This window comes from Leifsonia soli, assembly GCF_013408745.1.
Classification (GTDB): domain Bacteria; phylum Actinomycetota; class Actinomycetes; order Actinomycetales; family Microbacteriaceae; genus Leifsonia; species Leifsonia soli.
In genome coordinates this window covers 759,255-785,670 of the sequence record NZ_JACCBJ010000001.1, presented here as the reverse complement: position 1 = coordinate 785,670, position 26,416 = coordinate 759,255, and the positions used below count along the sequence as shown (strand labels likewise).

Below are 26,416 nucleotides of genomic sequence, written 5' to 3'. Positions count from 1 at the left end.
TCCAGATGCGTGCGCGCGTCGCGTAACAGCACGAGAATCAAGGATACTCGCGTCCGTGCCGCCCTCGCGCGCCCGAGCACCCTCCGCACCCCCGTCGACTACGCAAAAACTGCACGCTCACCGGGGTGAAAGCGTGCAGTTTTTGCGTACTCGACGGGGCGATCAGAGCTGCTTGGCGGCGATCATGCCCTGGGAGAAGCCGAGCAGCGTGATCTTCGCATCGGAGCCCGCGGGCGGCACGTAGAAGGCAAGCTGATAGCCGAAGGTGGATTCGATGCCCGTCTTGGACGAGGCGACGCCGGTCAGCGCCGCAGCCGTCGCGCCCGCGCTCACCTCGGCGCCCGCCTCGACGACCTTGAGCACCTGCGACTCCTGCAGGTCCGTCCACACGATCGCACCGGAGTCGTTGGTGGCCATGGCGACGTCCGTCCCCGCCCCTGTCTGGCTCGTGAACTCGAGGGATGCGGTGGCCGGCACGGCGGCCTTCTGCTTCGCCTTCCAGTCCGCTCCCACCTGGGTGCGCAGGGTGTCGCCCTCTGCGCTGAACAGCTTGGCGTACTGGCTCTTGTCGCCGTTCATGAGGATGTCGCCGTAGGCGGCGGCGACCTTCTGGGGAGGAAGCGCGAGCAGCTTGGAGTCCGGAGGCACGACCGCGGAGCCGATGCTCGCCGGCGCCAGGTTCGGGACCTTCGCCTTCGGCTCGAGCGAGACGGCGTACTCCACCTGGTAGTTGTCGCGCGGGGTCTCCTGCACCATGGTGATCGCGATCGGCGCCTGCGCGGTGCCCTTGGCGTCCTTCGGCGTCTCGATCACCGCGGCGACGGTGCGCGGCCACGCGTCGGTGGCCTGCGGCAGCGACAGCACGATCGGGCTCGCCGGGATCGCAGGCAGCGCGGGCTCGTCGGACTTCTTCGCGCGGATGGCGTAGTTGGCTTCGCGGAGCTGGAGGGCCGGCCCGGTGAAGCGCACCTTGGCGAGGTCCGGGCTCGCCTGGGCGTCGGCCTGCGCGGCGGATTCCGAGACGCGCTTCACGATGCGCTCGAGCTGCGGCACGGTGACGGCGGGAGGCAGCTGGTCCTTGGCGTCGGGCGCCTCGGTGGCGAGCGGCGTCGCGGTCTTGGTCGGCGTGGTCGCGGCGCCCGTGCCCGCCGTGCACCCCGTCAGGGCGAGGACTCCGGCGAGGGCGGCGGGGATGATCACGCGGGCGCGGCGGGTCGAGCGGCGGCCGCGCGAGGTGGTCTCGATCATGGCGGTGGGCTTGTACTTGGGGGCCTTGGGGAGCTTCGGCATCTTCGGTCCGCTCTTCCGGCGGGGGCCGCGCGAGCGGCGGTGCGCGTAGAGGCCCCAGAGGTAGAGGGCGATGCCGATGAGCAGCAGGACGATACCGCCGATGATCAGCGGGAACGCCCACGGCGTGCTGGAGTCGACCGGCCAGGTGACCGTGACGCGCGACGGCGCGGCCTTGGTGCCGTCAGAGGCGACGATGACGCTGACGTCGTCCGGGATGTTCATGCGGGTGACCTGGGCCGCCTCGCCGTCGAACTCCTCGAGCCACAGGTCGGAGCCGGCGGGGTTCGGTCCGGCGGTCTTCGCGGCGTCGCCGCTCGTCGAGCCGGACGCGGCCCCGGCGGACGCGGCCCCGGCGGACGCGGACGGCGTGGCAGCAGGCGACGGCGTCGCGGTCGAGCCGTCCGCCGCGCCCTCGTCCGCCGCGCCCTCGTCCTTGGTGCCCGGCTTCGGCGTCACGTTCTTGGTCGTGAGCTTGCCCGTAGCGGTGCGGTAGCCGACTTCGACGTACTTCTGATCGCCGAGCCAGGCCTTGACGTCCGCTGTACGGCCGTAAGCCACGACCTGCTTCGCGCCGTCGGGCGCACCGGTCACGGTCAGCGTCTGCTGGCCGGGGTGCGCGTTCAGGACGGACCCGTCGACGACCACGTAACGCGGGTCGCCGGAGACGGACGTGCCGGCCTCGATGTGGGTGGGCGGAGCGAAGACGGTACGCTGCGCGATACCGGCCACGATCATGACCGCGGCGACGACGAACGCGACGATGGCGAGTACGAAACGCAAACAGGACTCCTCGTGTGCCGAAGTTCGGGGGCGGGCACAGTCACACGACGATACCGGACGTGCCTGAAAGGCAGCTAACCCTTGCCTGGACGCTCGCGCATCCCCCCGTGCGGGCGTAGACCCCCGAATTGTAGGATCGACGCGGCGCGCGCGCAGCGAGTCCACCCGAATCCCTTCAGGAGTAACACAGTGGCCACCGACGAATCCAACTTCACGCAGGTCTTCCGCGGCTACGACAAGGACGAGGTCGACCAGGCCCTCCAGGAGCTGCGACGCGAGCTCATCAAGTCCAACACCCAGTCCGCCGAGTCCGCGAAGGAGATCAAGCGGCTCCAGGCGCGCATCGAGGACCTCAACGCCGAGATCGAAGAGGTCGGCAGTCCCACTTACTCCGGTCTCGGCACCAAGCTCGAGAACACGCTGCGCGTCGCGGAGGAGCAGTCGACGCGCCTCATCGCCCAGGCCGACATCGACGCCGAGAGGCTGCGGGCCGGCGTCGCCGCCGAGATCGAGAAGGTCAAGAAGGCGGCGGCCGCCCAGGCGGAGCGCATCCTGGCCGACGCCCAGGCCCGCGCCACCACGCTGCTGGAGGATGCGCAGATCGAGTCGGGCGAGCTGCTCGCCAAGACCCGCTCCGACAAGGAGACGCTGCTCAACGACGCGATGCGCGAAGCGGCGGCGATCCGCGGCGCGGTCGCGACGGAGGCCGCCGAGCTGCGCGCCACGAGCAAGCGCGAGGCCGCCGCGGTGCGCGCGGAAGCCGATCGCGAGGCGGCGGAGCTCAAGGCGGTCGCCTCACGCGAAGCCGAGGCGGCGCGCGCAGAGGCGGCCGAGCTCGACCGCACCATCGCGGCACGCCGCGCGGAGCTCGAGAACGCCCTGGCCGACGATCGCGCCGCGTTCGAGCGCGAGTCCGCGCAGATCAGTCTCGATCTCGACAAGCGCGTCGCCGAGACCGCCGACCGGCTCGCCGCCGAGGAGGCCGAGACCCGCAACGCCCTGGCGGCCGAGGCCGCTCAGGCCCGCGCCGACCTCGCCGCCGAGGTCGAGGAGCAGCGCTCCTCCCTCGCCGCGGAGGCCGCGCAAACCCGCGCCGACCTCGAGAACGAGGACAGGACGACCCGCCTCGCCCTCGCCACCGAGGTGGAGCAGACGAAGAAGGCGCTCGCCGCCGAGGTCGCGCAGACCAAGGCCGCCCTGGCCGCCGAGGTGGAGCAGACCCGATCGGCACTCGAGGCCGAGACGACGACGGCCCGGAGCGCGCTGACGGACGAGGTCGAGCGCACCAAGGCGGAACTCGCCGACGAGGTCACCCGCACCCGGTCCGCGCTGACCGAAGAGGTCGAGCGCACGAAATCCGAGCTGGAGACCGAGGTCACGACCACCCGTTCCGCGCTCGAGAACGAGGTGACCTCCACCCGTGCCGCCCTCGAGAACGAGGTCACGACCACCCGCTCGACCCTCGCCGAGGAGGTCGAGCGCACCACCAGGAAGCTCGCGGACGACACTCTCCAGACCCGCACCACCCTGGAGGACGAGACGACCCGGACGCGGGCGCGGCTGGAGGCGGACCGTGCGGAGACCGCGGCCCAGCTGGCCGCCGACCGCGAGCAGACCGCCAGCGAGCTGGCCGCCGAGGTCGAGAGCACGCGGTCGCGTGTGGCCGCCGAGGCGGAGCGCCAGCGCCGCCAGCTAGAGGCCGAGGCCGCCGAGCTCCGCGCCGACCTCGCCTCCGAGGTGGATGCGGCGCGCACCTCGCTCGCCGACGAGATCGCCCGCGAGCGGAGCAGGGTCGAAGCCGAACTCAGCGCCGAGCGCGCCCGGCTCGCTGCGGAGGTGGAGTCGACCACGTCCGCCCTCGCCGCCGAGGTCGAGCAGACGAAGTCCGCGCTCGAGACCGAGGTCACCACGACCAAGGCGGCGCTCGCCGCCGAGGTGGAGAAGACCACGTCCGCCCTGGAGACCGAGGCGACCACCACTCGCGCCGCCCTCGCGGACGAGGCGGAGCGCGCCCGCACCGAGCTGGCCGCCGAGGTCGAGCAGACCACGAAGGCGCTCGCCGCCGAGGTCGAGCAGACGAAGTCCGCCCTCGAAACCGAGGTGACGACCACGAAGTCCGCTCTCGCGGCGGAGGTCGAGCAGACCACGAAGGCGCTCGCCACCGAGGTCGAGCAGACCACGGCCGCGCTGGCCGCGGAGTCGGAGGAGACCCGCAGCCGCCTCGCCGAGGATGTGCGCCGCACCACCCTGGAACTCGCCGAGCAGCGCGAAGCGACCGCGAACGAGCTCGCCGACCAGCGGGAGCAGCAGCGGCTCGAGCTCGAGCGGGACGCGGAGCGTACGCGTGTCGCGCTCGCCGACGAGGCACAGCAGACGCGGGTCGCCCTCGAGAAGGAGACCGCCGAGGCCCGCGCCGAGGTCGCCCGCGAGGTCGCGGAGGCCCGCACGGCGCTCGAGGCGGAGATCGCACAGCGCACCGCCGAGTTCGAGCAGGAGGCGGCGAACGCGCGCGCCGCGCTCGACAACGAGCTCACCCAGCTGCGCACCTCCACCCTCGAGGAGCTGGATGCGCGCACGCGCGAGATCGCCCAGGCGCGCATCGACCTCGACGTCGAGCTGAAGGCCCGCCGCGACGAGGCCGAGAAGGAGTACCTGACGCGGCACCAGGAGGCGGTCGCCCAGACGCAGAAGTACCTCGACGAGGCCAACGTCCAGCTGGCCGACGCGGTCAAGCGCACCGCGCAGGCGCGCTCCGAGGCCGAGGCCTTCGAGGCGGAGGCCCGCCGGACGGTCACCGAGGCCAGGAAGAAGGCAGAGGACACCGCCGCTCAGGTCATCCACGACGCCGAGGAGCGCGCCGCAGCGCTGCTCCAGGAGGCGGAGGAGCGCACAGAACGCCTCGTGGCGGACGCGGAGGAGCGGCTGGCCCAGATTAGGATTGAGCGCGAGGCTGTGGCCGGGTACTTCGAGAACCTGCGCGGCGTCCTGCAGCAGGCCGAGAGCGTGACTGCCGACCGCGACTGACCCTGGGGGAATCATGAAGATCCAGAACCCGTTCCGCCTCGGCCTGATCGGCGCACTCGGGGTCGGGCTCGGGATCCTCATCCTCAGCGCGATCACGAGCCTCGCGACGATCATCACCTACATCGGCGCCGCTCTGTTCCTCGCGCTCGGCATCGAGCCGCTGATCTCGTTCCTCGAACGCCGCAAGTTCCCGCGCTGGCTCGCGCTGGTCGTCGCGCTCGTCGTCATCATCGGCGCGTTCATCGGCCTGATCTGGGCGATCGTCCCTGTCGCGATCAGCCAGGCCACCCAGCTCGTCCAGAACACCATCACCTGGGTGAACAACGGCAGCGCCGAGAAGTGGTTCCTCAGCCTGCAGCATCAGTTCCCCGGCATCGTCAACCAGCAGAACATCGACGCTGTCACCCAGTGGCTGCAGCAGAACCTGCCCGACATCACGTCGAAGGTGCTGCAGACGGGCGTCGGGATCGTCCAGGGAGCATTCGGCGTCGTCATCGTCCTGATCCTGACGATCTACTTCACGGCGTCGCTTCCGGCGATCAAGCGCTCCGCGTACCAGCTCGTCCCGGCCTCCCGCCGGGCGCGGTTCGCCGACCTGGGCGACCAGATCACCGACTCCGTCGGCAAGTACGTCATGGGCCAAGTCGCGCTGGCGCTCGTCAACGGCATTCTGAGTGCCATCTTCCTGACGGTCATCGGGGCCAAGTTCCCGATCCTGCTCGCGTCGATCGCGTTCTTCTTCTCCTTGATCCCGCTCGTCGGGACGATCACCGGCTCGGTGATCATCGTCGCGGTCTGCTTCCTGTCCGGGACGCCGACGGCGATCGCCGCGGCGATCTACTACCTGATCTACATGCAGGTCGAGGCGTACGTGCTCAGCCCGCGCATCATGAACCGCGCCGTCTCCGTGCCCGGCGCGCTGGTCGTCGTCGCAGCCCTCGCCGGCGGCACGCTCCTCGGCATCCTCGGGGCGCTCGTCGCGATCCCGTTCGCGGCGGCCATCCTGCTGATCGTCAAGCAGGTCGTCATCCCGCGCCAGAACGAGCTCTGACGCGACCGAGCGCCGATCCCTCGCTAGGTCGCGGGCGGCGGCCACTCGGTCGGCAGCGGCAGCGCGGCGGGATTGATCCGCTCCACGATCTCGTTCAGGACGCGCCGGGTCTGGTTCTCCCCCACCCACAGGTGCTTCCCGCCCTCGACGTCGACCAGCTCGATCTGCGGGAGCGGACGGAACCGCTCTGAGGCCTCTGCGGGACGCAGGTAGTCGTCGAGCTCCGGGATGAGCGCGACGATCGGCCGGTGATCCCCCGCCCACGCGGCGAGGTGCTCCGGCTTGGCGCGGTGCAGCGGAGGGGAGAGCAGGATGACGCCGTCCACCGGGAACTCACGCCCGTACATGAGCGCCAGCTCCGTGCCGAAGGACCAGCCGAGCAGCCACGGATGCGGGAGGCCGCGCTCGGCGACGAACGCCATGGCCGCCTCCACATCGAACCGCTCACCGATCCCGTGGTCGAAAGCGCCCTGGCTGCGCCCCCGCGGCGACGCGGTGCCGCGCGTGTTGAACCGCAGCACGGCGATGTCGGCGAGAGCCGGGAGCCGGCCGGCGGCCTTGCGGAGGATGTGCGAGTCCATGAACCCGCCGCCGGTCGGCAGCGGGTGCAGCGTCACCAGCGTGGCGACCGGATCGCGGTCCACCGGGCTGGCCAGCTCCCCCACCAGGGTGAGACCGTCCGCGGTGTGCAGCTCGATGTCCTCACGGCGTGCGGGAAGCTCGACACCGCCACGGATCTCGATGGGCTCGCCGCTCATGCTCGACGGGGTCAGGTTCTCGGTCGTCATGCGATCCTCCAGCAGGACTCGTGCCAGTGCCGGCGCGCGGCCAGGTCGGCCGCATCCCCCAGCACCCCGTCGGCGCGCCAGGCGACCAGGTGGGCGACGCCCGGCGGAATGTCACGGCCGCAGCCCGGACAGCGGTAGGCCTTCTGCGCCTGCGCCGCCGAGACAGGCTGGACGTTCCACTCGACGCCGCGCCGCACCTCGGTGCGGCGCCAGCCGGCGAGCAGTCGCTCCAGGCCGTCCGGGTCGTCGTCCCTGGGGCCGCCATTGCGGCCTCGAGGACGGTTGGAACGCGGCATGATCCCAGTCTAAACGGGGCGGCAGAGCGGGCTGCGGACGCTGCACGCCGCGGCGGTCGGTGTCAGTACCAGCCGCTGGACTCGGAGTGGTCCCAGGCGCCGCACGGGGTCTGATAGCGCCCCGTGATGTAGCCGAGGCCCCAGGTGATCTGCGTGGCAGCGTTGGTCTGCCAGTCGGGACCGGCGCTCGCCATCTTGCTCCCCGGGAGCGCCTGCGGGATGCCGTAGGCGCCGCTGCCGGCGTTGTAGGCGTACACGTTCCAGTGGGACTCACGGTTCCAGAGCGAGACCAGGCAGCTGTACTGGTCGTCGCCCATCCCGCGGTCCTTGAGCATCTGGTAGGCGATGGCCTGCGCCGAGCCCGGGTCGGGCGTGCCCGCTGCGGGGGCACCGCTCGACGTGGACTTCTTAGCGCTGGTGGTGGGGGTCGGCGTCGGAGTCGGGGTCGGTGTCGGCTTCGCCTTGACCGTCACAGCATCGCGCGTGATGGTCAGCGCAGCGGACTCGGGAGCGGTGAGACTCTGCGTCGGGGCGTCGCCGTAGCGCGCCGTGGTGGGGATCTGCTGCAACGATTCCGCGTAGGCGGGCGTCGTGGTGGTCCCGGAGAAGGGGTCGACCACGTTCACCAGAGCGAACCCGGCGGCGGCGGTGAACGCGAAGCCCCACAGGGCTGCGCGCGACCGGATGTGCGGTCGCCGGGATCGCCTGAACGCGACGCCGACCGGGTTGGCCGGAGTCAGCGGCACGATGTCTGCTGCTTCTCGTCTACCCACGATCACAGAACGATAACGGAGATCGGCCTCAGATCCAAGAATCGACGCCCGCACTCAGCGAACCGCCAGCATGACGTCGGTGACGCTGTCGAGCAGCAGATCGACCTGGACCTCGCGGTAGCCGCCGCGCTGTTCGCGGAACGTCACCGTCCGGACCTCCTCGACGCTCATCGGCCGTCCGTCCTGGAAATAGCGCACCAGACGGTTCGTGAATCGATCGACGTCGTTCCTGTTGTAGCCGAGCGTGAGGAAGCTCACCCGCTCGAAACGATGGCCGAGCGGACGGTTGAGGCGGTTCAGGACGACCTGCGCCGTCGTGCGCGCCTCCTCGAACCACGAGGCGTCGCCCTGCCGGGCGCGCGCCGCTTCGCGCTCACGCGCGGAGAACGCGTCCTCCAGGCGCTCCAGCGCCGCATCCACGTGCGTCGTCGAGTAGCCGCCCTTGGCCATGGAGAACGCCGCGTGACGGATGTCGGCGGCTGTCAGCGTCGGTGCATCCTCGTCGGCGTCGTAGGCGCGGCGCGCCAGCTTGAGGAACTCATCCACCTGATCGACGTCATAGCCCGGCTTGGACTTCGGGCTGTGGGGGAAGGTGCTCACTCCCCCATTGTGTCATCGGAAGATCAGGAAAAGGACGTAGGTGGCCGCTGCCGACGGCAGGATCGAGTCGAGCCGGTCGAGGAACCCGCCGTGACCGGGCAGCCACGAGCTCATGTCCTTGATGCCCAGATCGCGCTTGATCAGCGACTCGGCGAGGTCGCCGGCCGTCGCCGTCAGCAGCAGCACGACGCCGAACACGATGCCGAACCACCACACCTCCCCCAGCATGAACACCGAGAGCAGCACACCCGCGATGATCGCCGCGGCGGCGGCGCCGGCGAAGCCCTCCCAGGTCTTCTTCGGGCTGATCGTCGGAGCCATCGGGTGCTTGCCCCAGGAGAGACCGCTCACGTAGGCGCCAGTGTCCACCGAGACGACCAGGATGAGGAAGGCGAGAACCCACCACTCGCCACCGGGCTCAGCCAGCAGCAGGATGACGAAGCTGGCGAGCAGGCTCACATACAGCTGGACGAACACCGACCACAGCAGATCGCGGCCGAGCGCGCGAGCGCCGTGCCGCGAGGCGGCGACGAAGAGCTCCTCCACCAGGCGCCAGACGACGATGAGCACGATGCCGGCCGAGAGCGCCACGAGCATCCCGCCCGCGTGCAGGAAGAACGTCGCCGGCACGATCCCGACGGCGGCGATGACGGTGGGGATGCGCGGCACCCGGCGCCCCGAACCCCGGAACGCCTGAGCCAGCTCGAAGCTGGCGAACCCGGCCATCGCCATCCCGAACACCAGGAACAGCTCTTTGATGAAGATCAGGCTGACCAGCACGAGCGCCCCGACGGCGAGGCCGATGACGATCGCGAGGATCAGATTGCGTCCGGTGCGCTCGGCGATCCGCTCGTTCGTCGCGTCGAGCTGTGCCTTGCGGGCCTGCACCTGCCGCTCGAAATCGGCTCGGGTGGCCAGCACGTGGGCCCGGAACTCCTCGCGCGAGCGTGCCTTGCCCCGCCGTCCGTGGAGGTCGGAGGCGCCGGAGGCCTCGGGGGGCAGCACGACGGGCGGCACCACGGGCTGCGGCGCCCCGGGCGTCGACGCCCCCGGCGTCGGCGTCCCGGGGCTGCTGTCGTCGGTCATCGGCTAGACCTCGAGGAGTTCGGCTTCCTTGCGCTTCAGCGCCTCGTCGACGGCGTCGACGTGCGTGCGCGTGATCGCCTCGAGCTCCTTCTCGGCGCGCGACAGCTCGTCGTCGCCGATCTCGCCCTTCAGCGCGTCCAGCTCGTCCTTGGAGCGGCGGCGGATGTTGCGCAGCGCGACCTTGGCGTCCTCGCCCTTGCCGCGCACGATCTTCACGAACTCCTTGCGGCGGTCCTCGGTGAGCTCCGGAAGGGTGACCCGGACGATCTCGCCGTCGTTCCCGACGTTGGCCGAGAGGTTGGGCATGTTCACGATGGCGCGCTCGATGTCCTTCAGCGCCGCCTTGTCGTACGGCGTGACGATGAGGACGCGGGCCTCCGGGTTCTGCAGGCCGGCGAGCTGCGCGAGCGGCGTCGGCGAACCGTAGTAGTCCACCAGCACCTTCTGGAACAGTGCCGGGTTGGCCCGGCCCGCGCTCACGGTGCCGAAGTCCTCCCTCGCCGCGTCCACGGTCTTGCTCATGCGCTGACGGGCATCGGAAATCACATCCGCGATCACGGTTTCTCCTTCAGATCGGTGGGTCGGTGTCTAGTCTATTGCGCGGTCCCGCCGCCGCCGGTGCGGGACCGGCGGCGGCGAGAGAAGACCCGCTCGCGCGTTCAGCCGAGAAGGGTGCCGATCTCGGCCCCGAGAAGGGCCGCCGTGACGTTGCCCGCCGGCTCGATGCCGAAGATGCGCATCGGCATCCCGTTGTCCATGCAGAGGCTGAGCGCGGTCGAGTCGACCGCCTTCAGGTTCTGCTGCAGGGCCTCCTGGTGGCTGATCTGATCGATCTTTCGCGCATCCGGGTTGGTCCGGGGGTCGTCGTCGTACATGCCGTCGACGCCGTTCTTGGCGACCAGCACGACGTCGGCGCTGATCTCGAGGGCGCGCTGCGCGGCGACCGTGTCGGTGGAGAAGTAGGGCAGCCCCGCGCCCGCGCCGAAGATGACGACGCGGCCCTTCTCGAGGTGCCGCTCCGCCCGCCGCGGGATGTACGGCTCGGCGACCTGGGTCATCGAGATCGCCGACTGCACGCGCGTCTCGGCTCCGGCCTGCTCCAGGAAGTCCTGCAGCGCGAGCGAGTTCATGACCGTGCCGAGCATGCCCATGTAGTCCGCGCGGCCGCGGTCCATGCCGCGCTGCGAGAGCTCGGCGCCGCGGAAGAAGTTGCCGCCGCCGACGACGATGGCGATCTCCACGTCCTGGGCGGCCTGCGCGATCTCACGCGCGATGCCGCTGACGATGTCCGGGTTGACGCCGAGCTGTCCCCCGCCGAACGCCTCGCCGGAGAGTTTCAGAAGGACCCTGCGTCGCTGTGAAGGATGTCTCTGGATGGCTGACGACATGCGTGAATAGCGTCCTTCCGTGTGTGGTTCTGGTTAAAGCTAGTGGCTCCCGCGCACAGAAAAGGAGTCCGGATCGTGTTCACGATCCGGACTCCTTCATGATCTGTTACGCGCCGACCTTGAAGCGGGCGAAACCGGTGATGGTCAGGCCTGCGTCCTTCACCACCTGGGCGATGGTCAGCTTGTTGTCGCGTGCGTACTCCTGCTCGAGCAGGGCGACCTGCTTGAAGTAGGCGCCGAGACGGCCCTCGATGATCTTCGGGAGCGCGGCCTCGGGCTTGCCCTCGTTGCGCGAGATCTCCTCGACGATGCGACGCTCGTTCTCGACATCTTCGGCCGGAACGTCCGCGCGGTCGAGGTACGTCGGGTTCGCGAACGAGATGTGCTGCGCGATGCTGCGGGCGGTCTCCGCGTCGTCGCCGGTGTAACCGAGGACGACACCGACCTGCGGCGGCAGGTCCTTGGAGGTCTTGTGCAGGTAGATCGCGAAGTGCTCGCCGTTCACGACGGCGATGCGGCGGAGCTCCACCTTCTCGCCGAGGATGGCGGCCTCGTCACCGATGAGCTCGGCGACGGTCTGGCTGCCGGCGGGGGCCGCGAGGGCCTCCTCCACGGTGGTGGCGCTGGCGGCCGCGGCCGCGTCGAGCACCTTGTCGGCCAGGGCGATGAACTTGTCGCCCTTCGCCACGAAGTCGGTCTCGCACGCGAGCTCGATCATGGTGGCGGTGCCGTTGCCGTTCTCCTTGGCGGCGACGAGGCCCTCGCTGGTGGAGCGGTCGGCACGCTTCGCGTTGCCCTTCGCACCCTTCAGGCGCAGGATCTCGGTGGCCTTCTCGATGTCGCCACCGGCCTCCTCGAGGGCCTTCTTGGTGTCGACCATGCCCGTGCCGAGCTGCTCACGGAGAGCCTTGATGTCGGCGATGCTGATGTTTGCCATGTTCTGACTGGAACCTTCTTCTACTCGAAGACTTCTAAGAGACGCGGATTACTTGGACTCGGCGTCCGCAGCCGCGGCGTCCGCCTCGACCTCGGCGACGACGTCGGCGGCCTCGGCGTCGGCCTCGCCCTCGGCGATGACCTCGGCGGAGTCGGCCTTGGCCTCGGCCAGGTCGGCGTCAGCGGCCTTGGCGGTCTCAGCGCTCGACTGGACCTCCTCGGACGACTGCTGCAGGAGCTCCTGCTCCCACTCGGCGAGCGGCTCGGCCGGCTCTGCGCCCTCTTCCGGCTTCTGGTGACGCTGGATGAGGCCCTCGGCCGCCGCGTCGGCGACGATGCGGGTCAGCAGCGTGACGGAGCGGATGGCGTCGTCGTTGCCCGGGATCGGGTACTGGACCTCGTCCGGGTCGCAGTTCGTGTCGAGGATGCCGATGACCGGGATGCCCAGCTTCTTGGCCTCGTCGATCGCGAGGTGCTCCTTCTTGGTGTCGACCACCCAGAGCGCGCTCGGCGTCTTGCTGAGGTTGCGGATGCCGCCCAGCGACTTGTGGAGCTTGTCCAGCTCGCGCTTCTTGATCAGCAGCTCCTTCTTGGTGAAGCCGCTGGTGGTGCCCTCGAAGTCGAGCTCCTCGAGCTCCTTCATGCGGGCGAGGCGCTTGGACACGGTCGAGAAGTTGGTCAGCAGACCGCCCAGCCAGCGCTGGTTCACGTAGGGCTGGCCCACGCGGGTCGCCTGCTCGGCGATCGCCTGCTGGGCCTGCTTCTTGGTGCCGACGAAGAGGATGGTGCCGCCGTGGGCGACGGTCTCGCGGACGAAGTCGTACGTCTTGTCGATGTACGCGAGCGACTGCTGCAGGTCGATGATGTAGCTGCCCGAGCGCTCGGTGAGGATGAAGCGCTTCATCTTCGGGTTCCAGCGACGGGTCTGGTGTCCGAAGTGGACGCCGCTGTCGAGCAGCTGGCGCATGGTGACGACGGCCATTGCCGTTTCTCCTTTGGTTGCGGTTGTCTGCGACGGCCGGCGGCCGCCACTCCTGGTGCCCCGCGCGCATCCGCATCCCGCCGCCCGCACGGCGAAGCCGTCGAGTGGAGTGGGAGACCGGTGGATGCGCGCCCCGCCCGGTGAAAGGCGCCTCTTGCGAGGTTCTACGGGCACGCGTAGTCACTCCGACGAGCGGAGTGCTTCAGACATCCTATCAGGAAGCGGGCGTCAGGCGGAGTCGCCGCTGGAGCGCACCTGGACGCCCCTCCGCTTGCCCCCTGCCTCGCGGAAGAGGGTCTCGGCGTGCTCCAGCGCCATCCCGTTCGTCTCCGGGATCTTGAAGAACACGAAGAAGAACGAGAGGGCCGCGAAGATCGCGTAGAGACCGTACGTGAAGGGCAGCGAGAAGTCGGCCATGGGCGGGAACGAGACGGTCACCAGGAAGTTGGCGATCCACTGCGCGGCCGCCGCGACGCCGAGGGCCTTTCCACGGATCTTGGTCGGGAAGATCTCTCCGAGGAGCACCCAGACCAGCGGTCCCCACGATGCGCCGAAGCAGATGACGAAGAGGTTCGCCGCGACCAGCGCGATGGGGCCCCACGGGTTGGGCAGCGACACGGCGCCGTCCACCTTGACCGCGAACGCGAAGGACAGGGCCATCACCCCGAGCGACAGCGCCATGCCGACCGAGCCGGTGAGCAGGATGGGGCGTCGGCCGACGCGGTCGACGAGCAGGATGGCGACGATCGTGACGACCACGTTCGTCACCGAGGTGATGACCGTGATGAGCAGCGAGTTGCTCTCGGTGAAGCCGACCGCCTTCCAGAGGGTCGTCGAGTAGTAGAAGATCACGTTGATTCCGACGAACTGCTGGAAGACCGACAGGATGATGCCGATCCAGACGATCGGCTTCAACCCCAGCCGGTTGCCGACGAGGGTCGCCTTCGCGCCCTCCTTGTCCTCCTGGATCGCCCGCTCGATGTCGCCGATCTGACGGTCGATGTCCTCCTCGGGGACGAGCGTCGTGAAGATCTGGCGCGCCTCGTCGTGGCGCCCGTTCGCGAGGAGGAAGCGCGGCGACTCGGGCAGCGTCAGCGCCAGGATGCCGTAGACGACAGACGGGATGACGCCGACCAGGAACATCCACCGCCACGCCTCGAGCCCGAACCAGAGCTGCTGGGATGCGGATCCGGCCACTCCGGCGAGCAGGGCGTCGGACAGCAGGGCGACGAAGATACCGATGGTGATGGCCAGCTGCTGCAGCGAGGCCAGGCGCCCGCGCGACTGCCGCGGCGAGATCTCGGCGATGTAGGCCGGGGCGACGACCGAGGCGATGCCGATCCCGAGACCGCCGATGACGCGCCAGAACCCGAGGTCCCAGGCCGAGAACGCCAGGCCGGCTCCGATGGAGCTGGCGAGGAAGAGCACGGCGCCGAGCAGCATCACCTTGAGCCGGCCCCAGCGATCGGCGAGACGACCGGCGATGAACGCGCCGACGGCGCAGCCCAGCAGGGCGATGGCGACGATGAACCCCGTGACGAAGGCGTTCAGTGCGAAGCTCTTCTGGATGGAGTCGACGGCGCCGTTGATGACCGACGAGTCGAAACCGAACAGGAACCCGCCGACCGCCGCGGCGATCGCCAGTCCGGTGACCCTGCGCCGCATCGCCGCCGTCGGCCGAGGCACGTTCTCCTCGCTCGTGGAGGCTGCGTTCCTGCTCTCTTCAGTCATCTCATCCCTTTTTCGGTTGTGCGGCTCGCTGTCGGCGGCACCGGTCGGGGGCCGCGAAGGCGAATCTCACGGTACGCCGGGATCGCGCCGGGGAGAACCATCGGTCGCGGGTGTGTCCACAGGAGCGACGGGACGCGGGTTCTCCACCGATCCGGGATGCCGCCCGCGCACGACGGCGCTGGAGCAGAGGGTGGTCGTGATCGCAGGGACGGACGGAAGGTGGGACGGATGCGGGAGGGCGACGGACGATGCCGCATGCGGCGGCGGGGCGGCGCGCGGCGGGGCGGCGCGCGGCGGGGCGGGGCGCGGCGGGGCGGTGCGCGGCGGGGCGGTGCTCGGCGGGGCGGTGCGACACGTCGCCGACGGCTGGCGGGCCGGTGGTGTCTCGTCTCGTGGGCGCTGGTCGTGTGCGTGCTGGTCGCCCGGCCGGGAGCCGCCGGTGCTGTCTCGGATCCGGGCACGGAAGGTCGGTGGGGAGCGGCCGCGAGCGAGGACGGGCGCGATCGTGTCTCGACGTCGAGAGTGGATCCTTCCGAGCCGGAGGGCCGCTGGAGCTGGCCGGTCGTCTCTCCCACGGTCGCCGCTCCGTACGCCGCTCCACCGACGAGGTATGCCGCCGGTCACCGCGGCATCGACCTGACAGCGGCGGCGGGCACGCCCGTCGCCGCACCGGATGGCGCCGTGGTGCGCTTCGCCGGGACCGTCGTCGACCGTCCTGTTCTGACTCTGGATCACGGCGGCGGGGTGCTGTCGAGCTTCGAGCCGCTGTCGTCCGATCTTCCGGTGGGCTCCGCCGTCGCGCGTGGCGAGGTCATCGGCCTGGTCGGGTCGGGAGGTCACTGCGGCGGCGGATGTCTGCACGTCGGTGTGCGCATGCACGGCGAGTACGTGTCGCCGATGCTGTTCTTCGCTCGCGTGCCGCCGGCTGTCCTCCTGCCGCTCGGGAGCGGGTGAGCGGAGGCGGGATGCGAGCGACGCCGAGGGTCTGTCTGCCCCGACTGCGGCGGCGCGGCGCGGGATCGGGACGGCGATCGGAGCGCGGCCTAAGCGCGCGGGTGGGCGATGCGGTACGCCTCTTTGAGCCGTTCGGTGGAGACGTGCGTGTAGATCTGGGTGGTCCCGAGGCTCGCGTGGCCCAGCAGCTCCTGGACCGCGCGAAGGTCCGCTCCGCCGTCCAGCAGGTGCGTGGCGGCGGTGTGCCGGAGGGCGTGCGGTCCGGACGGCCCCCGCCCCGGCACGTCGGCGAGGAGACCGGCCACCAGCTGGTAGACGGCTCGGCTTCCCAGCCGCGCACCGCGGGCGCCGAGGAAGAGTGCCGGCCCGGACGCGCCCGAGGCCAGCCGCGGCCGCCCGGCCGTCAGCCACGCACGGATCGCCCGCAGCGCCGGCACTCCGAAGGGCACGACGCGCTCTTTCGACCCCTTGCCGATCACGCGGACGGTGAGCCGATCGAGGTCGACGTCGTCGACGTCCAGGCCGGTGAGCTCGGACACCCGGATCCCCGCCGCGTAGAGCAGCTCGATCACGGCGACGTCGCGGAGCGACCCCGGGTCGCCGTCCTCCGCCCGGGCGGCGAGTCCCACGAGGATCCCGTCGATCTGCTCGCGCGTGATCACCCGGGGAAGCGTCTTGTCGGCCTTCGGCGAGCGCAGGCGCACCGCCGGATCGGCGACCACCTTCGCCACCTCCGCCGCTTCCGCGCTCGGTGTCCCGGAGTCCGCGTCTTCCTCGCTCATGCCGCCCGCCGTGAGCGACCCCACCGCACTCGCGGGAGAGCCGAGCCTGTCCTCCCCTTCGGCCTGGCGTGTGACCCATGCACTGAATCCGCGGACCGAGGCCGCGCGCCTGGCGAGCGTCGACTTGGCGAGGCCTCGCTTCGACCCCTCCCACAGCCAGTCCCGGAAGAGGTCGAGGGTGAGCGCATCCGTGGACGCCACGCCCCGCTCCGCCGCGAAGGCGGCGAGCGCCCCGAGGTCCGATCGGTAGGCGCGGATCGTCTGCGGCGAGTACCCGCGCTCCACCCGCAGGTGCCGCTCGTATTGCTCGATCGCCGCATCCAGACCCACCCCCTCAGCTTGACCCTGGAACACGGCCCTCAGCAGCAGCGACGCGCGCTCTATACGACGAGCGGTCGGCCGAACGCTCGGCATCACCGGTCGGCGGCCGGCCGGGCACCGTCATGCGTGCCTCCGTTCGCTCAAGGTCCAGCCTCCCCCGCTCTCGCGGGCACGGCCTGCGAGATCGAGGCGACCGAGAATCGCGGCGACCGTCGTGAACGGCAGAGCCGCCCGAGCCGCGATCTCGTCCGCGTCGGCCCTGCGTGCCGACGACAAAACCGACAGGACGACCCCCTCCGCATCCCCGCCACGCGGCTCCCCCTCCACGGGACGGACCGCCGCCGCGGCGGGAGATCCCGTCGGCCCTGTCCCCAACGGGTCGGCGAGCTCCGCCATCTCCTCGGCCGACGTGACGCAGATCGCCGCGTACTCGCGGATGAGACGGTGACATCCCGCCGATGCCGGCGACAGGATGCTGCCGGGCACGGCGCCGAGCGGTCGCCCCAGCTGGGCGGCGTGGCCTGCCGTGTTGAGTGAGCCCGACCGGCGACCCGCTTCGACGACGACGGTCGCGCTGGCTGCCGCGGCGATGAGCCGGTTGCGCATCAGGAAGCGCCATCGCGTCGGCGCATTGCCGGGAGGGAGCTCCGCCGCCAGCACGCCCTCCCCCGCGATGCGGCGCAACAGGTCGCTGTTACCAGCGGGGTACAGGCGGTCGACCCCTCCGGCGAGGAAGGCGACGGTGAGCCCACCACTCGCCAGCGTCGCTCGATGGGCTGCAGCATCGATCCCGTATGCGCCTCCCGAGACGACGGCGAACCCGCGCCCGACGAGTCCGGCTGCCGCCTCCATCGCGACGTGTTCGCCGTAGTCGGTCGAGGCGCGCGCACCGACCAGCGCGACAGAATGCTCCAGCCGCGCAAGCCGGTTCGGGTCGCCTCGGATCCACAGGGCGAGCGGCTCGCCGCCCTCGAGCGACGCGAAGCCCTCGGGCCAGGCGTCCGAGTCGGGCGTCAGGAGCTGCACGCCGAGACGCGACGCCCGTTCCACGGCGCGGCACGACTCGTCGAGCGATAATCGGGGCCTCCACCGTTCGAGGCACTCCGCGATCCGGCGCACGGCTCGCGCGTCCTCCGCCGCACGTTCGGGCGATGCGTCCTCGAACGCTGCTCGCGGCGCGCCCCGGAGCGGCACGACTTCCGCGTGGCGGGCGGCACGCAGCACCCGCTCGGCGTCGTGGCCCTCGACGACGGCCCGGAGGACCCCCTCCGGGCCCAGCGCGGCGACCAGGCGTCCGGCCTCCAGATCTCCGGGTTCGACCGCGGTCGTCAACGCCGCTCGCGCGAAGCGCTCGACCGCCGCGTCGGATGAGCACGCCCCGCCGCCGGGCGCGCCGCCCGACACCGCCGTGACGAGTCGCACGACCTCGGTATCGGACAACCCCGGGAGCACCGTCCGGGCACGGCGTCCCTCACTGGGCGACGGCGGCACAGTCCGGGACGGATCGCCGCCATCGGACTCGCGCCCCGTCGCGGCTGCCGTCTCCTCGCAACGCGCCGGACCGTTCTCGGGGTCCGGACTCACCGCGTCCGGACCCTCCGCGACCACACCCTCCGCGTCCGGCTCGTCTCGCTGCGCGTCGGCACGGGCGAGCCCCGCGACCGCACACCCGTCGCACGCCCCGCTCATGCGCTGATTCCCCGTCGCAGGAAGAGCGCGCGACCGACATGATCGACGTCCGGTGACGAGGCGCCGTCGAGATCGGCAAGGGTCCACGCGAGGCGCAGCGTGCGATCGTAGCCGCGCATGGTGATGCCGCCGCGCTCCAGCGCACGGTCGAGGGGTGCGATCGCTGTGGCGCCGAGCCGACGCTCCCCGGACCGCAGCCAGCTCCCGGCGGCGTCGGCGTTGCGCACCCACCCCGTTCCCCGGAGGCGCTCGGCCGCACGGGCGCGCGCCGACTCGACACGTGCCCGCAACTCACTGCTGGTCGAGCCCGGCGCGTGCAGGTCCGACGCAGCGTGCAGGGCGGCCAGCCCCAGGCGCCTCACGGTCAGACGGATGTCGACGCGGTCCATCAACGGCCCGGACATCCGCGCCAGGTAGCGCCGTCTGGCCATCGGCGAGCAGGTGCACTCCGCGTCCGCCGAACCGTAGTGACCACACGGACAGGGGTTCGACGCGAGCACCAGCTGGAACCGAGCAGGGAACGAGGCGGCCCCGCTCGCGCGATGGATGGTGATGCTCCCGTTCTCGAGAGGTTGACGGAGCGCATCGAGCACGGACGGCGGGAACTCCGCAGCCTCGTCGAGGAAGAGCACGCCGTGCGTGGCGCGGACGATCGCTCCGGGTGTGATCCGTCCGCTTCCGCCGCCGACCAGCGAGACCGCCGACGCCGTATGGTGCGGGGCTTCGAACGGCGGCCGCCGGACCAGCTCGGCACCGACACCCAGCCCGGTGAGCGAACGGATGCACGTCGCCTCCAGGGCCTCGGCCCCGGCCAGGTCGGGCAGCAGCGACGGCAGGCGGCGGGCGAGCATCGTCTTGCCCGCCCCCGGTGGTCCGACCATCGCCAGATGGTGGCCGCCGGCCGCCGCGGCGACCAGAGCCTCGACGGCCTCGCCATTGCCGGACACGTCCGCCATGTCCGGCTCCCGTGCGGCGCGCTGCTCCGCCACAGCAGGGAGGACCGGATCCTCCTCCACCGGATCGAGCTCGGCGCCGTGCACGATGGCCGCTGCACGCAACCCCGTCACACCCACGACCTCGATCCCGTCCACCAGGCACGCCTCATCGAGGTTGCCCGCCGGCACGAGCACTCGGTCGAACCCGGCTTCCCGCGCGGCCAGCACGGCGGGGAGCACCCCCGCCACCGGACGCAGTCGTCCGTCGAGGCCGAGCTCGCCCAGATGCACCGCGCGCGCCGCCGGCGCCGGAGGCACGACCCCCGCCGCCGACAGCGCTGCGACCGCGATCGCGAGATCGAAACCGGAACCCTGCTTCGGCAGTGCGGCCGGCGACAGGTTGACCGTCAGCTTCTTTTGCGACAGCGAGCAGCCAGCGTTCACGGCGGCGGCGCCGACCCGCTTGCGCGACTCCCCCAACGCCGTGTCCGGCAGGCCGATGAGCACGAAGGCGGGCAGACCCGCCGAGATGTCGGCCTCCACTTCGACGACGTGCCCGCGCAGTCCGTCGAGCGCGATCGCGAACGTGCGTGCGAGAGCCATCAGGCGATCCCGGTGAGATGCTCGACAACCGGCCGATCGCTCCACGCATCGGTCACAGCGATCGCATCGATGCGGACGGCCACGGCCCCGGGCTCCCGTTCGCGGCACCAGGCGGCCGCGAGCCGCCGCAGCCGTGCGGCTTTGCGCGACGTGATCGCCTCGAACGGGTGCCCGAACGTCAGCGACGACCGCGTCTTCACCTCGGCGAACACCAGGGTGGTGCCGTGCCGGAGCACCAGGTCGAGCTCTCCCGATGGGCACCGCCAGTTGCGGTCGATGAGGGTGTACCCGTTCCCGCGCAGCCACTCGGCCGCGACCTGCTCGCCGCGACGCCCCAATTCGTCTTTCTCAGCCATGTCAACCTCCGCCTCCAGCCTCGGCGGTGGGGCCGGTCGGTGGAGCGGAGAGGGCGGATCTGTGGAAAGACGGCGGTGGGCGGCGCCTGTGAACAGGTCGGGGGCGAGCGATCAGGCGCTCACGACCCCGCCACGATCACTCGTCGAGCGCGAGCTCCTTGGGCAGCTCGAACTCCTTCGAGGACAGCTCCTCGATGTTGACGTCCTTGAAGGTCAGGACCCGCACCGACTTCACGAAGCGGTCGGCCCGGTACACGTCCCACACCCAGACGTCGTTCATGGTCAGCTCGAAGTAGAAGTCGTGCTCCGTATCGCGGCGCACGAACTCCACCTCGTTCGCCAGATAGAAACGGCGTTCCGTCTCGATCACATACTTGAACTGCGAGACGACGTCCCGGTACTCGCGATACAAAGCCAACTCGACCTCGCGGTCGTAGTCGTCGAACTCGTCATCATCCATCGTCCGTCAAGTCTATGCCGCTGAGGCGACTCGCGCGTCGGTCGCGGTCACGCTGTGGACGAACCGACGGACCAGGTCACTCCGGGATGTCGATCAGAGCCGGCTGTTTGAGCCACGTCATCCGGTGCAGTGCGCTCGGACCGAGCTCCGCGATGGCGGCGAAGTGCTCCGGGGTCGAGTACCCCTTGTTGCTGGCCCAGCCGTAGCCCGGATACTCCGAGTCGTGCACGATCATCATCCGGTCGCGGTGCACTTTGGCGATAACCGAGGCGGCGGCGACGGAGGCGCAATCCCGGTCGGCCTTGATCCGGGTGACCACCCTCGCCGGCCGCATCAATGCCGGGTTCAGGTAGTCGTAGTTGCCGTCGAGGATGAGAGTGCTGTCGTGCACGACGGCGCCCTGCTCCTCCAGCTGGGCGAGGGCGCGGGCTCCGGCCAGACCCAGGCAGCGCATGATCCCGAGCGCGTCGACCTCGGCGGCCGTCGCAAGGCCGACCGCGTGATGCATGGCCCATCGACGGCATAACGGCTCGAGCGACTCCCGCACCGGCTCCGGCAGCAGCTTGGAGTCGCGCAGTCCCGGCGGGATCCGCTTGACGGCCGTGTCGATGACGACCATCCCGACCGCGACCGGCCCCGCGAGCGCTCCACGGCCGACCTCGTCGACGGCGACGATGGACGTGACGCCCTCGCGGTAGAGGGCCTTCTCGAACCGCAGTGACGGCGACACCGGGGTCATCATGCGTTCCTCGTCCTCCGCCCTCTCGATCTGCGGGAAGCTCGTTCCATTGTCACTCATCGCCGGCGGACGATCGAACACGACGCGGTCAGCCGCTCCGGACACGACGAAGCCCCCGATCCACGAGGGGTCGGGGGCTTCGGAAGCGCTGGGAGGCGGAGATCAGTTCTCGCGCTTCTCCTTGATCTTCGCCTTCTTGCCGCGGAGCTCGCGCAGGTAGTAGAGCTTCGCGCGACGCACGTCACCGCGGGTGACGACCTCGATCTTGTCGATGACCGGGGAGTGCACGGGGAAGGTGCGCTCGACACCCACCTGGAAGCTGATCTTGCGGACCGTGAAGGTCTCGCGGACGCCCTCGCCGGAGCGGCCGATGACGACGCCCTGGAAGACCTGGACGCGAGAGCGGGTGCCCTCGATGATGTTCACGTGCACCTTGACGGTGTCGCCGGCGCGGAACTCGGGGATGTCCTGCTTGAGGGACGCGGCGTCGAGCTGGTCGAGGATGTGCATGGGGTGTTCGCTCTCTGTACCCGCCACAGGTCGGGGACGGACTCGGGGCCGGCTCCGATCAGGAGTTCCGGCCGTCTGGTTCGGTCAGTGGGTGTCCGCGAGAAATGCTGGCTCCCCTATGGCAGGGCCTGGCCGCGGCACAAGGGTCAATTCTGCCATGCGCAGCACGGGTTTGCCAAAGCGTCTCGAATCGATGGAGGAGACGGCCCGACGATCGAGCCGGAATTCACTCACGCTCGCGGCGCTCCTCGATCACGATGTACTCGCCTCCGTCGACGGACTCGCCCGGCGGTTGCGGCACCTGGCGGGGCTGCGCCGCCCGCTGATAGGCCTCGAACGTCATCGCGACCCGTGCCCGGGTCTCGGTGAGGAGCTCCCACAGCACGACCCAGAAGATGGCGATGAACAGCAGGATGCCGAGCACGGCGAGCCACCCGGTCACGCCGGCCGGGAAGAACCCGAACGCGATGATGGCCAGGTGCCAGGCGCCGAACAGGCCGACGTCGTACCAGGAGACCGCCCGGCTCTCACGCACGCTGCGCCGTGCCATCACCATCCCGCCGACGACGAGCATGGCGACGAAGAGGATGGGGCACAGCAGCAGGAGGCCGAGGAACGACCATCCGCTCCCCTGGCTGAAGGCGGCCCAGCCGACCAGCAGCCACGCCGGGAGCACCACGGCGGACGGGAAGAGCCACCAGTAGAACGCCTTGCGGATGATCACGCGCCCAGCGTAGCCGGGGCCGGCTGTGCTGCGGCTGCGCATTTCCCGGACGCCCACCTGCGAGACTGGAGGGGTCCGACACCGAGAGGAGCCCCCGTGATCGAGCTGAGGACCCCCGCCGAGATCGAGCAGATGCGACCGGCCGGCCGCTTCGTCGCCGACGTGCTCGCGCAGACGGCCGCGGCGGCCCACGTCGGCGTCAACCTTCTGGAGCTGGACGCGCTCGCGCACGACCTCATCCGCCGGCGCGGCGCCGAGTCCTGCTACATCGACTACCACCCGTCCTTCGGCGCGAGCCCGTTCGGAAAGGTGATCTGCACGTCCGTCAACGACGCGGTGCTGCACGGCCTCCCGCACGACTACCGGCTGCAGGACGGCGATCTGCTGACCCTCGACTTCGCCGCGAGCGTCGACGGCTGGGTGGCCGACTCGGCCGTGAGCCTGGTGGTCGGGACGCCGCGCGACGAGGACCTCCGGCTCATCGACACGACCAGACGGGCGCTCACGGCCGGCATCCAGGCGGCGCAGCCCGGGGGGCGCATCGGCGACATCTCGGCGGCGATCGCCGCGGTCGCGCACGCGGAGGGCTACTCGATCAACACGCAGTTCGGCGGCCACGGCGTCGGCCGGACGATGCACGGCGACCCGCACATCTCGAACGACGGACGCGCCGGCCGCGGCTACCCGCTGCGCCCGGGACTCGTCGTCGCGATCGAGCCGTGGTTCCTCGAGACCACCGACGAGATCTACACCGACCGCGACGGCTGGACGCTCCGCAGCGCGGACGGATCGCGCGGCGCCCACTCCGAGCACACCGTCGCGATCACCGACGACGGCCCCCTCGTCCTCACGGCCCCCTGACTCACGCCGACCCACCGTCGAGTCCGCATAAATTGCACGCCGACCACCCCGAGAGCGTGCAATTTCTGCGTACTCGACGGTGGGGACGGGGGTGGAGGCAGGTCAGGGCAGGAGGTCGGGGCGGACGGCGCGCGTGCGCGCCAGCTGCTGCTCGCGACGCCACGCGTCGACGGCGCCGTGGTTGCCGGAGAGCAGCACGGGAGGCACCTCCCGGCCGCGCCACACCGCGGGCTTGGTGTAGCTGGGGTACTCGAGCAGGCCGTCCTCGTGCGACTCCTCGACGAGGCTCTCGGGGTTGCCGACGACGCCGGGGATGAGCCGGCCGACCGCTTCGATCATCGCCATCGTCGCGACCTCTCCGCCGTTGAGCACGTAGTCGCCGATGCTCATCAGCCGCACCCGCGCACGCGCCGCGGTGTCGTCGAAGACGCGCTGATCGATCCCCTCATAACGCCCGCACCCGAACACCAGGTGCTGCTCCTGTGCCAGCTCGCGCGCGATCGACTGCGTGAAGACCTCGCCGGCGGGCGACGGGAAGATGACGACAGGATCGGCCGCGCCGTCGAGGATGCCGTCGAGCGCCTCGCCCCACGGCTCCGGCTTCATGACCATCCCGGCTCCCCCGCCGTACGGGGTGTCGTCGACCGTCCGGTGACGGTCGTGCGTGTGGTCGCGCAGATCGTGGACGCCGAGCTCGATGAGACCCGACTGCCGGGCCTTGCCGAGCAGCGAGATGTCGAGCACATCGAAGAAGGTCGGGAAGATCGTGACGATGTCGATGCGCATACGGAGAGTCTAGGAGGGCCCCGCTAGGCCGGGACGACCGCCAGCTCGCGGTCGCGCGGCACCAGCGGTGTCGCCACCGCCGGGCACAGCGCGACGACCGCGAAGGCGATCGGATAGCCGACCCACCCGATCAGCGCACCGACGGCCGGCCCGACGACCGATGCGGCGAGGAACTGCCCGGTGTTCTGCGCTCCGAGCGCCCGCCCCGACCAGAACGGCCCGGCGATCTCGGCGACCGACGTGTACGCCAGGCCGTTGTCGGCGACCGTGACGATCGCCGCGACGATGAGGACGACGGCCGCAGGCACCGAGCCGAGGGCGGAGGCCGTCGCCATCAGCAGCATCACGCCGACCGCGCACACGCTGACCCACCGGAGCGGTCGGAGGTGGCTGCCGACTCGGTCGCTGAGCACTCCGACGCCGATCCGGCCGATCGCCCCGGCGAACTGGCTGACACCGATCACGATGCCCGCGGCGAGCGACGAGAAGTGCAGCTGCGACACCAGCCAGACCAGCCCGAAGGTGGAGACCGTGAACTGCGGAACGACGAGCAGCATGGAGACGGCATGGATGCGCCACAGCAACGACGTCTCGCGGTACGGCCGCCAGACGGCCTGGGGATGCGCGTCCTCCCCCGCGGCCGCCTTCCGCGGCGGCCGGGGCGGGTCGACGATACCGATCGCGCACAGCACAGCGGACACCCCGCAGAGCGCGGCAGGCACGACGAGCGCCGCAGCGATTCCGCCGGACGCGGCGAGCAGAGGGACGCTGACCGCGGCGATCGCGACCCCGAGCGGCTGGCACATCTGGCGGATGCCCATGGCGAGACCGCGGCGTTCCTTCGGAAACCAGCCGATCACCACGCGCCCGCTCGCCGCGTTCGGGCTGGCCGACGCCATCCCTCCCACCAGGAACAGGGCACCGAGCGCCAGGTAGGAGTCGACGAACATGGCGGCGACGGCCGCGAGAGCGGTGATGGCCAGACCCGACGCGATGACCCACCGCTCGCCGATCCGGTCGCTGAGAGCACCCCACGCGATCAGGGTCAGAACGAGGCCGAGGGTCGGCGCGGACGCCAGCAGACCGGCCTGGGCGAGGCTCAGGCCGCGCTCGGTGTGCAGCAGCGGGATGAGGAACGCCGGCGTCGAGACGAAGACGGTCGAGCTCGCCTGGGCGGTGACGCCGAAGGCCAGCATGAGCCACGGGCGGGGACGGCGCACGGTTCCGCTGAACATGGGTATACCCTAGCGGTATACCACGCTGGTATCCCAAAGGAGCGTCATGTCCGAGCATCTGCCCGTCGCCGAGACGTCCCGCGTCTACGACCGCCTCCGCTCCCAGATCCTCGACCTCGACCGAGTGCCAGGCTCCCGGCTCACCGAGCGCGGCCTGGAGGCCGAGCTCGGAGCCTCCCGCACTCCCCTGCGCTCCGCCCTCATGCGGCTGGAGTCCGAAGGACTCGTCGGCAGGGACGGACGCGGCTGGCAGGTCACGCCGATCGATCTGGCCGAGATCGCGCGCCTGAGCGAGTTCCGGGACGCGGTCGAGTCCGCGGCGGTGCGGCTCAGCTGCGCGCGCGCCTCCGACGCCGAGTTCGCGGCACTGGCCGAGCACCTGGACCGCTCGGGCGGCGACCGTTCCCCCGACGGCGCCGTCCGCGCGGGGACGGACTTCCACGTACGGCTCGCGGCCCTCTCGGGCAACGCCTTCTTCGCGGACGCCGTCGCCGACGCGATGACCCGGCTGGCCCGCGCGCGCTGGCTGGTCGCCCGCGACGAGCATGCCGCCGACGAGCACCGCGAGATCCTCGCCCTCGTCGCGGCGCGCCGGGCGGACGAGGCCGCTGCGCGCATCCACGAGCATGTCGTCGGCACCCACGACCGGCTGGTGGCCGCACTGGGCGCCGACGCGCGCTCGCTGCGCGGACGCGGACTCGCGATCGTCTCCTGAGCCACGGGCACGGTCCCGGCG

General features: G+C 70.7%; 26 protein-coding genes. 5 read left to right on the top strand and 21 right to left on the bottom strand.

Annotated features, from left to right (window positions below):
* Nucleotides 1–162: 162 nt before the first annotated feature.
* Nucleotides 163–2,070 (bottom strand): hypothetical protein, encoded by a 1,908-nt coding sequence (locus tag BJ963_RS03825; protein ID WP_179454732.1) that lies wholly within the window; start codon nt 2,068–2,070, stop codon nt 163–165.
* Between the two features lie 189 nt (nt 2,071–2,259).
* Between BJ963_RS03825 and BJ963_RS03820 the strand changes: the two genes are divergently transcribed.
* Together BJ963_RS03820 and BJ963_RS03815 are read left to right on the top strand one after the other, a co-directional pair.
* Nucleotides 2,260–5,094 carry a DivIVA domain-containing protein gene (locus tag BJ963_RS03820; RefSeq protein ID WP_179454730.1) on the top strand — a complete coding sequence of 945 codons (2,835 nt, stop codon included), beginning with the start codon at nt 2,260–2,262 and terminating at the stop codon, nt 5,092–5,094.
* Nucleotides 5,095–5,107: 13 nt separating this feature from the next.
* Nucleotides 5,108–6,145 carry an AI-2E family transporter gene (locus BJ963_RS03815; RefSeq protein WP_089911669.1) on the top strand — a complete coding sequence of 346 codons (1,038 nt, stop codon included), beginning with the start codon at nt 5,108–5,110 and terminating at the stop codon, nt 6,143–6,145.
* A 23-nt stretch (nt 6,146–6,168) separates the two neighbouring features.
* Here BJ963_RS03815 and BJ963_RS03810 read toward each other — a convergent pair whose 3' ends face one another.
* From BJ963_RS03810 to BJ963_RS03765, 10 genes are all read right to left on the bottom strand, one after another.
* A complete protein-coding gene (locus tag BJ963_RS03810; RefSeq protein ID WP_179454728.1) occupies nt 6,169–6,933 on the bottom strand; it encodes an alpha/beta hydrolase in 765 nt (254 codons plus the stop codon).
* On the bottom strand, nt 6,930–7,229 hold the full coding sequence (locus BJ963_RS03805; protein ID WP_179454726.1) for a hypothetical protein: 300 nt from the start codon (nt 7,227–7,229) through the stop codon (nt 6,930–6,932). Before BJ963_RS03805 ends, BJ963_RS03810 begins: the two co-directional genes overlap by 4 nt.
* Before the next feature lie 62 nt (nt 7,230–7,291).
* A complete protein-coding gene (locus tag BJ963_RS03800) occupies nt 7,292–8,002 on the bottom strand; it encodes an aggregation-promoting factor C-terminal-like domain-containing protein (protein ID WP_343037223.1) in 711 nt (236 codons plus the stop codon).
* A 54-nt stretch (nt 8,003–8,056) separates the two neighbouring features.
* Nucleotides 8,057–8,602 (bottom strand): DivIVA domain-containing protein, encoded by a 546-nt coding sequence (locus tag BJ963_RS03795; RefSeq protein ID WP_179454724.1) that lies wholly within the window; start codon nt 8,600–8,602, stop codon nt 8,057–8,059.
* A gap of 12 nt (nt 8,603–8,614) precedes the next feature.
* Entirely contained in the window at nt 8,615–9,688 is a 1,074-nt protein-coding gene (locus tag BJ963_RS03790) for a phosphatidate cytidylyltransferase (protein ID WP_179454723.1), read from the bottom strand.
* A gap of 3 nt (nt 9,689–9,691) precedes the next feature.
* Nucleotides 9,692–10,246 carry a ribosome recycling factor gene (gene frr, locus BJ963_RS03785; RefSeq protein ID WP_089911683.1) on the bottom strand — a complete coding sequence of 185 codons (555 nt, stop codon included), beginning with the start codon at nt 10,244–10,246 and terminating at the stop codon, nt 9,692–9,694.
* Between the two features lie 101 nt (nt 10,247–10,347).
* Nucleotides 10,348–11,076, bottom strand: a complete 729-nt coding sequence (gene pyrH, locus BJ963_RS03780) for a UMP kinase (protein ID WP_179454721.1) — start codon at nt 11,074–11,076, stop codon at nt 10,348–10,350.
* 106 nt (nt 11,077–11,182) lie between these two features.
* Nucleotides 11,183–12,013, bottom strand: a complete 831-nt coding sequence (gene tsf / locus BJ963_RS03775; protein ID WP_179454719.1) for a translation elongation factor Ts — start codon at nt 12,011–12,013, stop codon at nt 11,183–11,185.
* Nucleotides 12,014–12,061: 48 nt separating this feature from the next.
* Complete coding sequence (gene rpsB / locus BJ963_RS03770) at nt 12,062–12,994, bottom strand: 30S ribosomal protein S2 (RefSeq protein ID WP_089911691.1); 933 nt, start codon at nt 12,992–12,994, stop codon at nt 12,062–12,064.
* Between the two features lie 228 nt (nt 12,995–13,222).
* Complete coding sequence (locus BJ963_RS03765) at nt 13,223–14,725, bottom strand: sugar porter family MFS transporter (protein ID WP_179454717.1); 1,503 nt, start codon at nt 14,723–14,725, stop codon at nt 13,223–13,225.
* A 522-nt stretch (nt 14,726–15,247) separates the two neighbouring features.
* On the opposite strand from BJ963_RS03765, the gene BJ963_RS19510 reads away from it, so the two are divergent.
* On the top strand, nt 15,248–15,679 hold the full coding sequence (locus BJ963_RS19510) for a murein hydrolase activator EnvC family protein (RefSeq protein ID WP_343037222.1): 432 nt from the start codon (nt 15,248–15,250) through the stop codon (nt 15,677–15,679).
* Nucleotides 15,680–15,768: 89 nt separating this feature from the next.
* On the opposite strand, the gene BJ963_RS03755 is transcribed toward BJ963_RS19510, so the two are convergent.
* The 8 genes from BJ963_RS03755 to BJ963_RS03720 all read right to left on the bottom strand — a co-directional run bounded on the left by BJ963_RS03755 (nt 15,769) and on the right by BJ963_RS03720 (nt 22,798).
* Complete coding sequence (locus tag BJ963_RS03755) at nt 15,769–16,791, bottom strand: tyrosine-type recombinase/integrase (RefSeq protein ID WP_179454713.1); 1,023 nt, start codon at nt 16,789–16,791, stop codon at nt 15,769–15,771.
* 111 nt (nt 16,792–16,902) lie between these two features.
* Nucleotides 16,903–18,222: a DNA-processing protein DprA gene (gene dprA / locus BJ963_RS03750; RefSeq protein ID WP_246297983.1), complete on the bottom strand. Its 1,320-nt coding sequence runs from the start codon at nt 18,220–18,222 to the stop codon at nt 16,903–16,905.
* Between the two features lie 245 nt (nt 18,223–18,467).
* Nucleotides 18,468–20,009 carry a YifB family Mg chelatase-like AAA ATPase gene (locus BJ963_RS03745; RefSeq protein WP_179454711.1) on the bottom strand — a complete coding sequence of 514 codons (1,542 nt, stop codon included), beginning with the start codon at nt 20,007–20,009 and terminating at the stop codon, nt 18,468–18,470.
* On the bottom strand, nt 20,009–20,365 hold the full coding sequence (locus BJ963_RS03740; RefSeq protein WP_179454709.1) for a YraN family protein: 357 nt from the start codon (nt 20,363–20,365) through the stop codon (nt 20,009–20,011). Before BJ963_RS03740 ends, BJ963_RS03745 begins: the two co-directional genes overlap by 1 nt.
* A gap of 136 nt (nt 20,366–20,501) precedes the next feature.
* On the bottom strand, nt 20,502–20,825 hold the full coding sequence (locus BJ963_RS03735; RefSeq protein ID WP_089911711.1) for a DUF2469 family protein: 324 nt from the start codon (nt 20,823–20,825) through the stop codon (nt 20,502–20,504).
* A 76-nt stretch (nt 20,826–20,901) separates the two neighbouring features.
* Nucleotides 20,902–21,624, bottom strand: a complete 723-nt coding sequence (locus BJ963_RS03730; protein WP_179454707.1) for a ribonuclease HII — start codon at nt 21,622–21,624, stop codon at nt 20,902–20,904.
* Nucleotides 21,625–21,726: 102 nt separating this feature from the next.
* Nucleotides 21,727–22,074, bottom strand: coding sequence for a 50S ribosomal protein L19 (gene rplS / locus BJ963_RS03725; RefSeq protein WP_089911714.1), 348 nt, complete (start codon nt 22,072–22,074; stop codon nt 21,727–21,729).
* Nucleotides 22,075–22,300: 226 nt separating this feature from the next.
* Nucleotides 22,301–22,798: a hypothetical protein gene (locus BJ963_RS03720; RefSeq protein WP_089916785.1), complete on the bottom strand. Its 498-nt coding sequence runs from the start codon at nt 22,796–22,798 to the stop codon at nt 22,301–22,303.
* A 96-nt stretch (nt 22,799–22,894) separates the two neighbouring features.
* Between BJ963_RS03720 and map the strand changes: the two genes are divergently transcribed.
* Nucleotides 22,895–23,659, top strand: coding sequence for a type I methionyl aminopeptidase (gene map, locus BJ963_RS03715; protein ID WP_089911717.1), 765 nt, complete (start codon nt 22,895–22,897; stop codon nt 23,657–23,659).
* A gap of 102 nt (nt 23,660–23,761) precedes the next feature.
* On the opposite strand, the gene trmD is transcribed toward map, so the two are convergent.
* Both trmD and BJ963_RS03705 read right to left on the bottom strand, forming a co-directional pair.
* Nucleotides 23,762–24,445, bottom strand: a complete 684-nt coding sequence (trmD, locus tag BJ963_RS03710; protein WP_179454705.1) for a tRNA (guanosine(37)-N1)-methyltransferase TrmD — start codon at nt 24,443–24,445, stop codon at nt 23,762–23,764.
* Nucleotides 24,446–24,468: 23 nt separating this feature from the next.
* Complete coding sequence (locus tag BJ963_RS03705) at nt 24,469–25,680, bottom strand: MFS transporter (protein ID WP_179454703.1); 1,212 nt, start codon at nt 25,678–25,680, stop codon at nt 24,469–24,471.
* Nucleotides 25,681–25,726: 46 nt separating this feature from the next.
* On the opposite strand from BJ963_RS03705, the gene BJ963_RS03700 reads away from it, so the two are divergent.
* Nucleotides 25,727–26,395 carry a GntR family transcriptional regulator gene (locus tag BJ963_RS03700; protein WP_179454701.1) on the top strand — a complete coding sequence of 223 codons (669 nt, stop codon included), beginning with the start codon at nt 25,727–25,729 and terminating at the stop codon, nt 26,393–26,395.
* Nucleotides 26,396–26,416: the final 21 nt, after the last annotated feature.

Coding starts and splice junctions, on each gene's coding strand:
- rplS (WP_089911714.1), bottom strand. CDS start 22,074: ATGCACATCCTCGACCAGCTCGACGCCGCGTCCCTCAAGCAGGACATC.
- BJ963_RS03730 (WP_179454707.1), bottom strand. CDS start 21,624: ATGAGTGACAATGGAACGAGCTTCCCGCAGATCGAGAGGGCGGAGGAC.
- trmD (WP_179454705.1), bottom strand. CDS start 24,445: ATGCGCATCGACATCGTCACGATCTTCCCGACCTTCTTCGATGTGCTC.
- BJ963_RS03790 (WP_179454723.1), bottom strand. CDS start 9,688: ATGACCGACGACAGCAGCCCCGGGACGCCGACGCCGGGGGCGTCGACG.
- BJ963_RS03735 (WP_089911711.1), bottom strand. CDS start 20,825: ATGGATGATGACGAGTTCGACGACTACGACCGCGAGGTCGAGTTGGCT.
- BJ963_RS03745 (WP_179454711.1), bottom strand. CDS start 20,009: ATGGCTCTCGCACGCACGTTCGCGATCGCGCTCGACGGACTGCGCGGG.
- BJ963_RS03700 (WP_179454701.1), top strand. CDS start 25,727: ATGTCCGAGCATCTGCCCGTCGCCGAGACGTCCCGCGTCTACGACCGC.
- rpsB (WP_089911691.1), bottom strand. CDS start 12,994: ATGGCCGTCGTCACCATGCGCCAGCTGCTCGACAGCGGCGTCCACTTC.
- BJ963_RS03765 (WP_179454717.1), bottom strand. CDS start 14,725: ATGACTGAAGAGAGCAGGAACGCAGCCTCCACGAGCGAGGAGAACGTG.
- BJ963_RS03705 (WP_179454703.1), bottom strand. CDS start 25,680: ATGTTCAGCGGAACCGTGCGCCGTCCCCGCCCGTGGCTCATGCTGGCC.
- BJ963_RS03805 (WP_179454726.1), bottom strand. CDS start 7,229: ATGCCGCGTTCCAACCGTCCTCGAGGCCGCAATGGCGGCCCCAGGGAC.
- BJ963_RS03740 (WP_179454709.1), bottom strand. CDS start 20,365: ATGGCTGAGAAAGACGAATTGGGGCGTCGCGGCGAGCAGGTCGCGGCC.
- BJ963_RS03810 (WP_179454728.1), bottom strand. CDS start 6,933: ATGACGACCGAGAACCTGACCCCGTCGAGCATGAGCGGCGAGCCCATC.
- tsf (WP_179454719.1), bottom strand. CDS start 12,013: ATGGCAAACATCAGCATCGCCGACATCAAGGCTCTCCGTGAGCAGCTC.
- BJ963_RS03815 (WP_089911669.1), top strand. CDS start 5,108: ATGAAGATCCAGAACCCGTTCCGCCTCGGCCTGATCGGCGCACTCGGG.
- pyrH (WP_179454721.1), bottom strand. CDS start 11,076: ATGTCGTCAGCCATCCAGAGACATCCTTCACAGCGACGCAGGGTCCTT.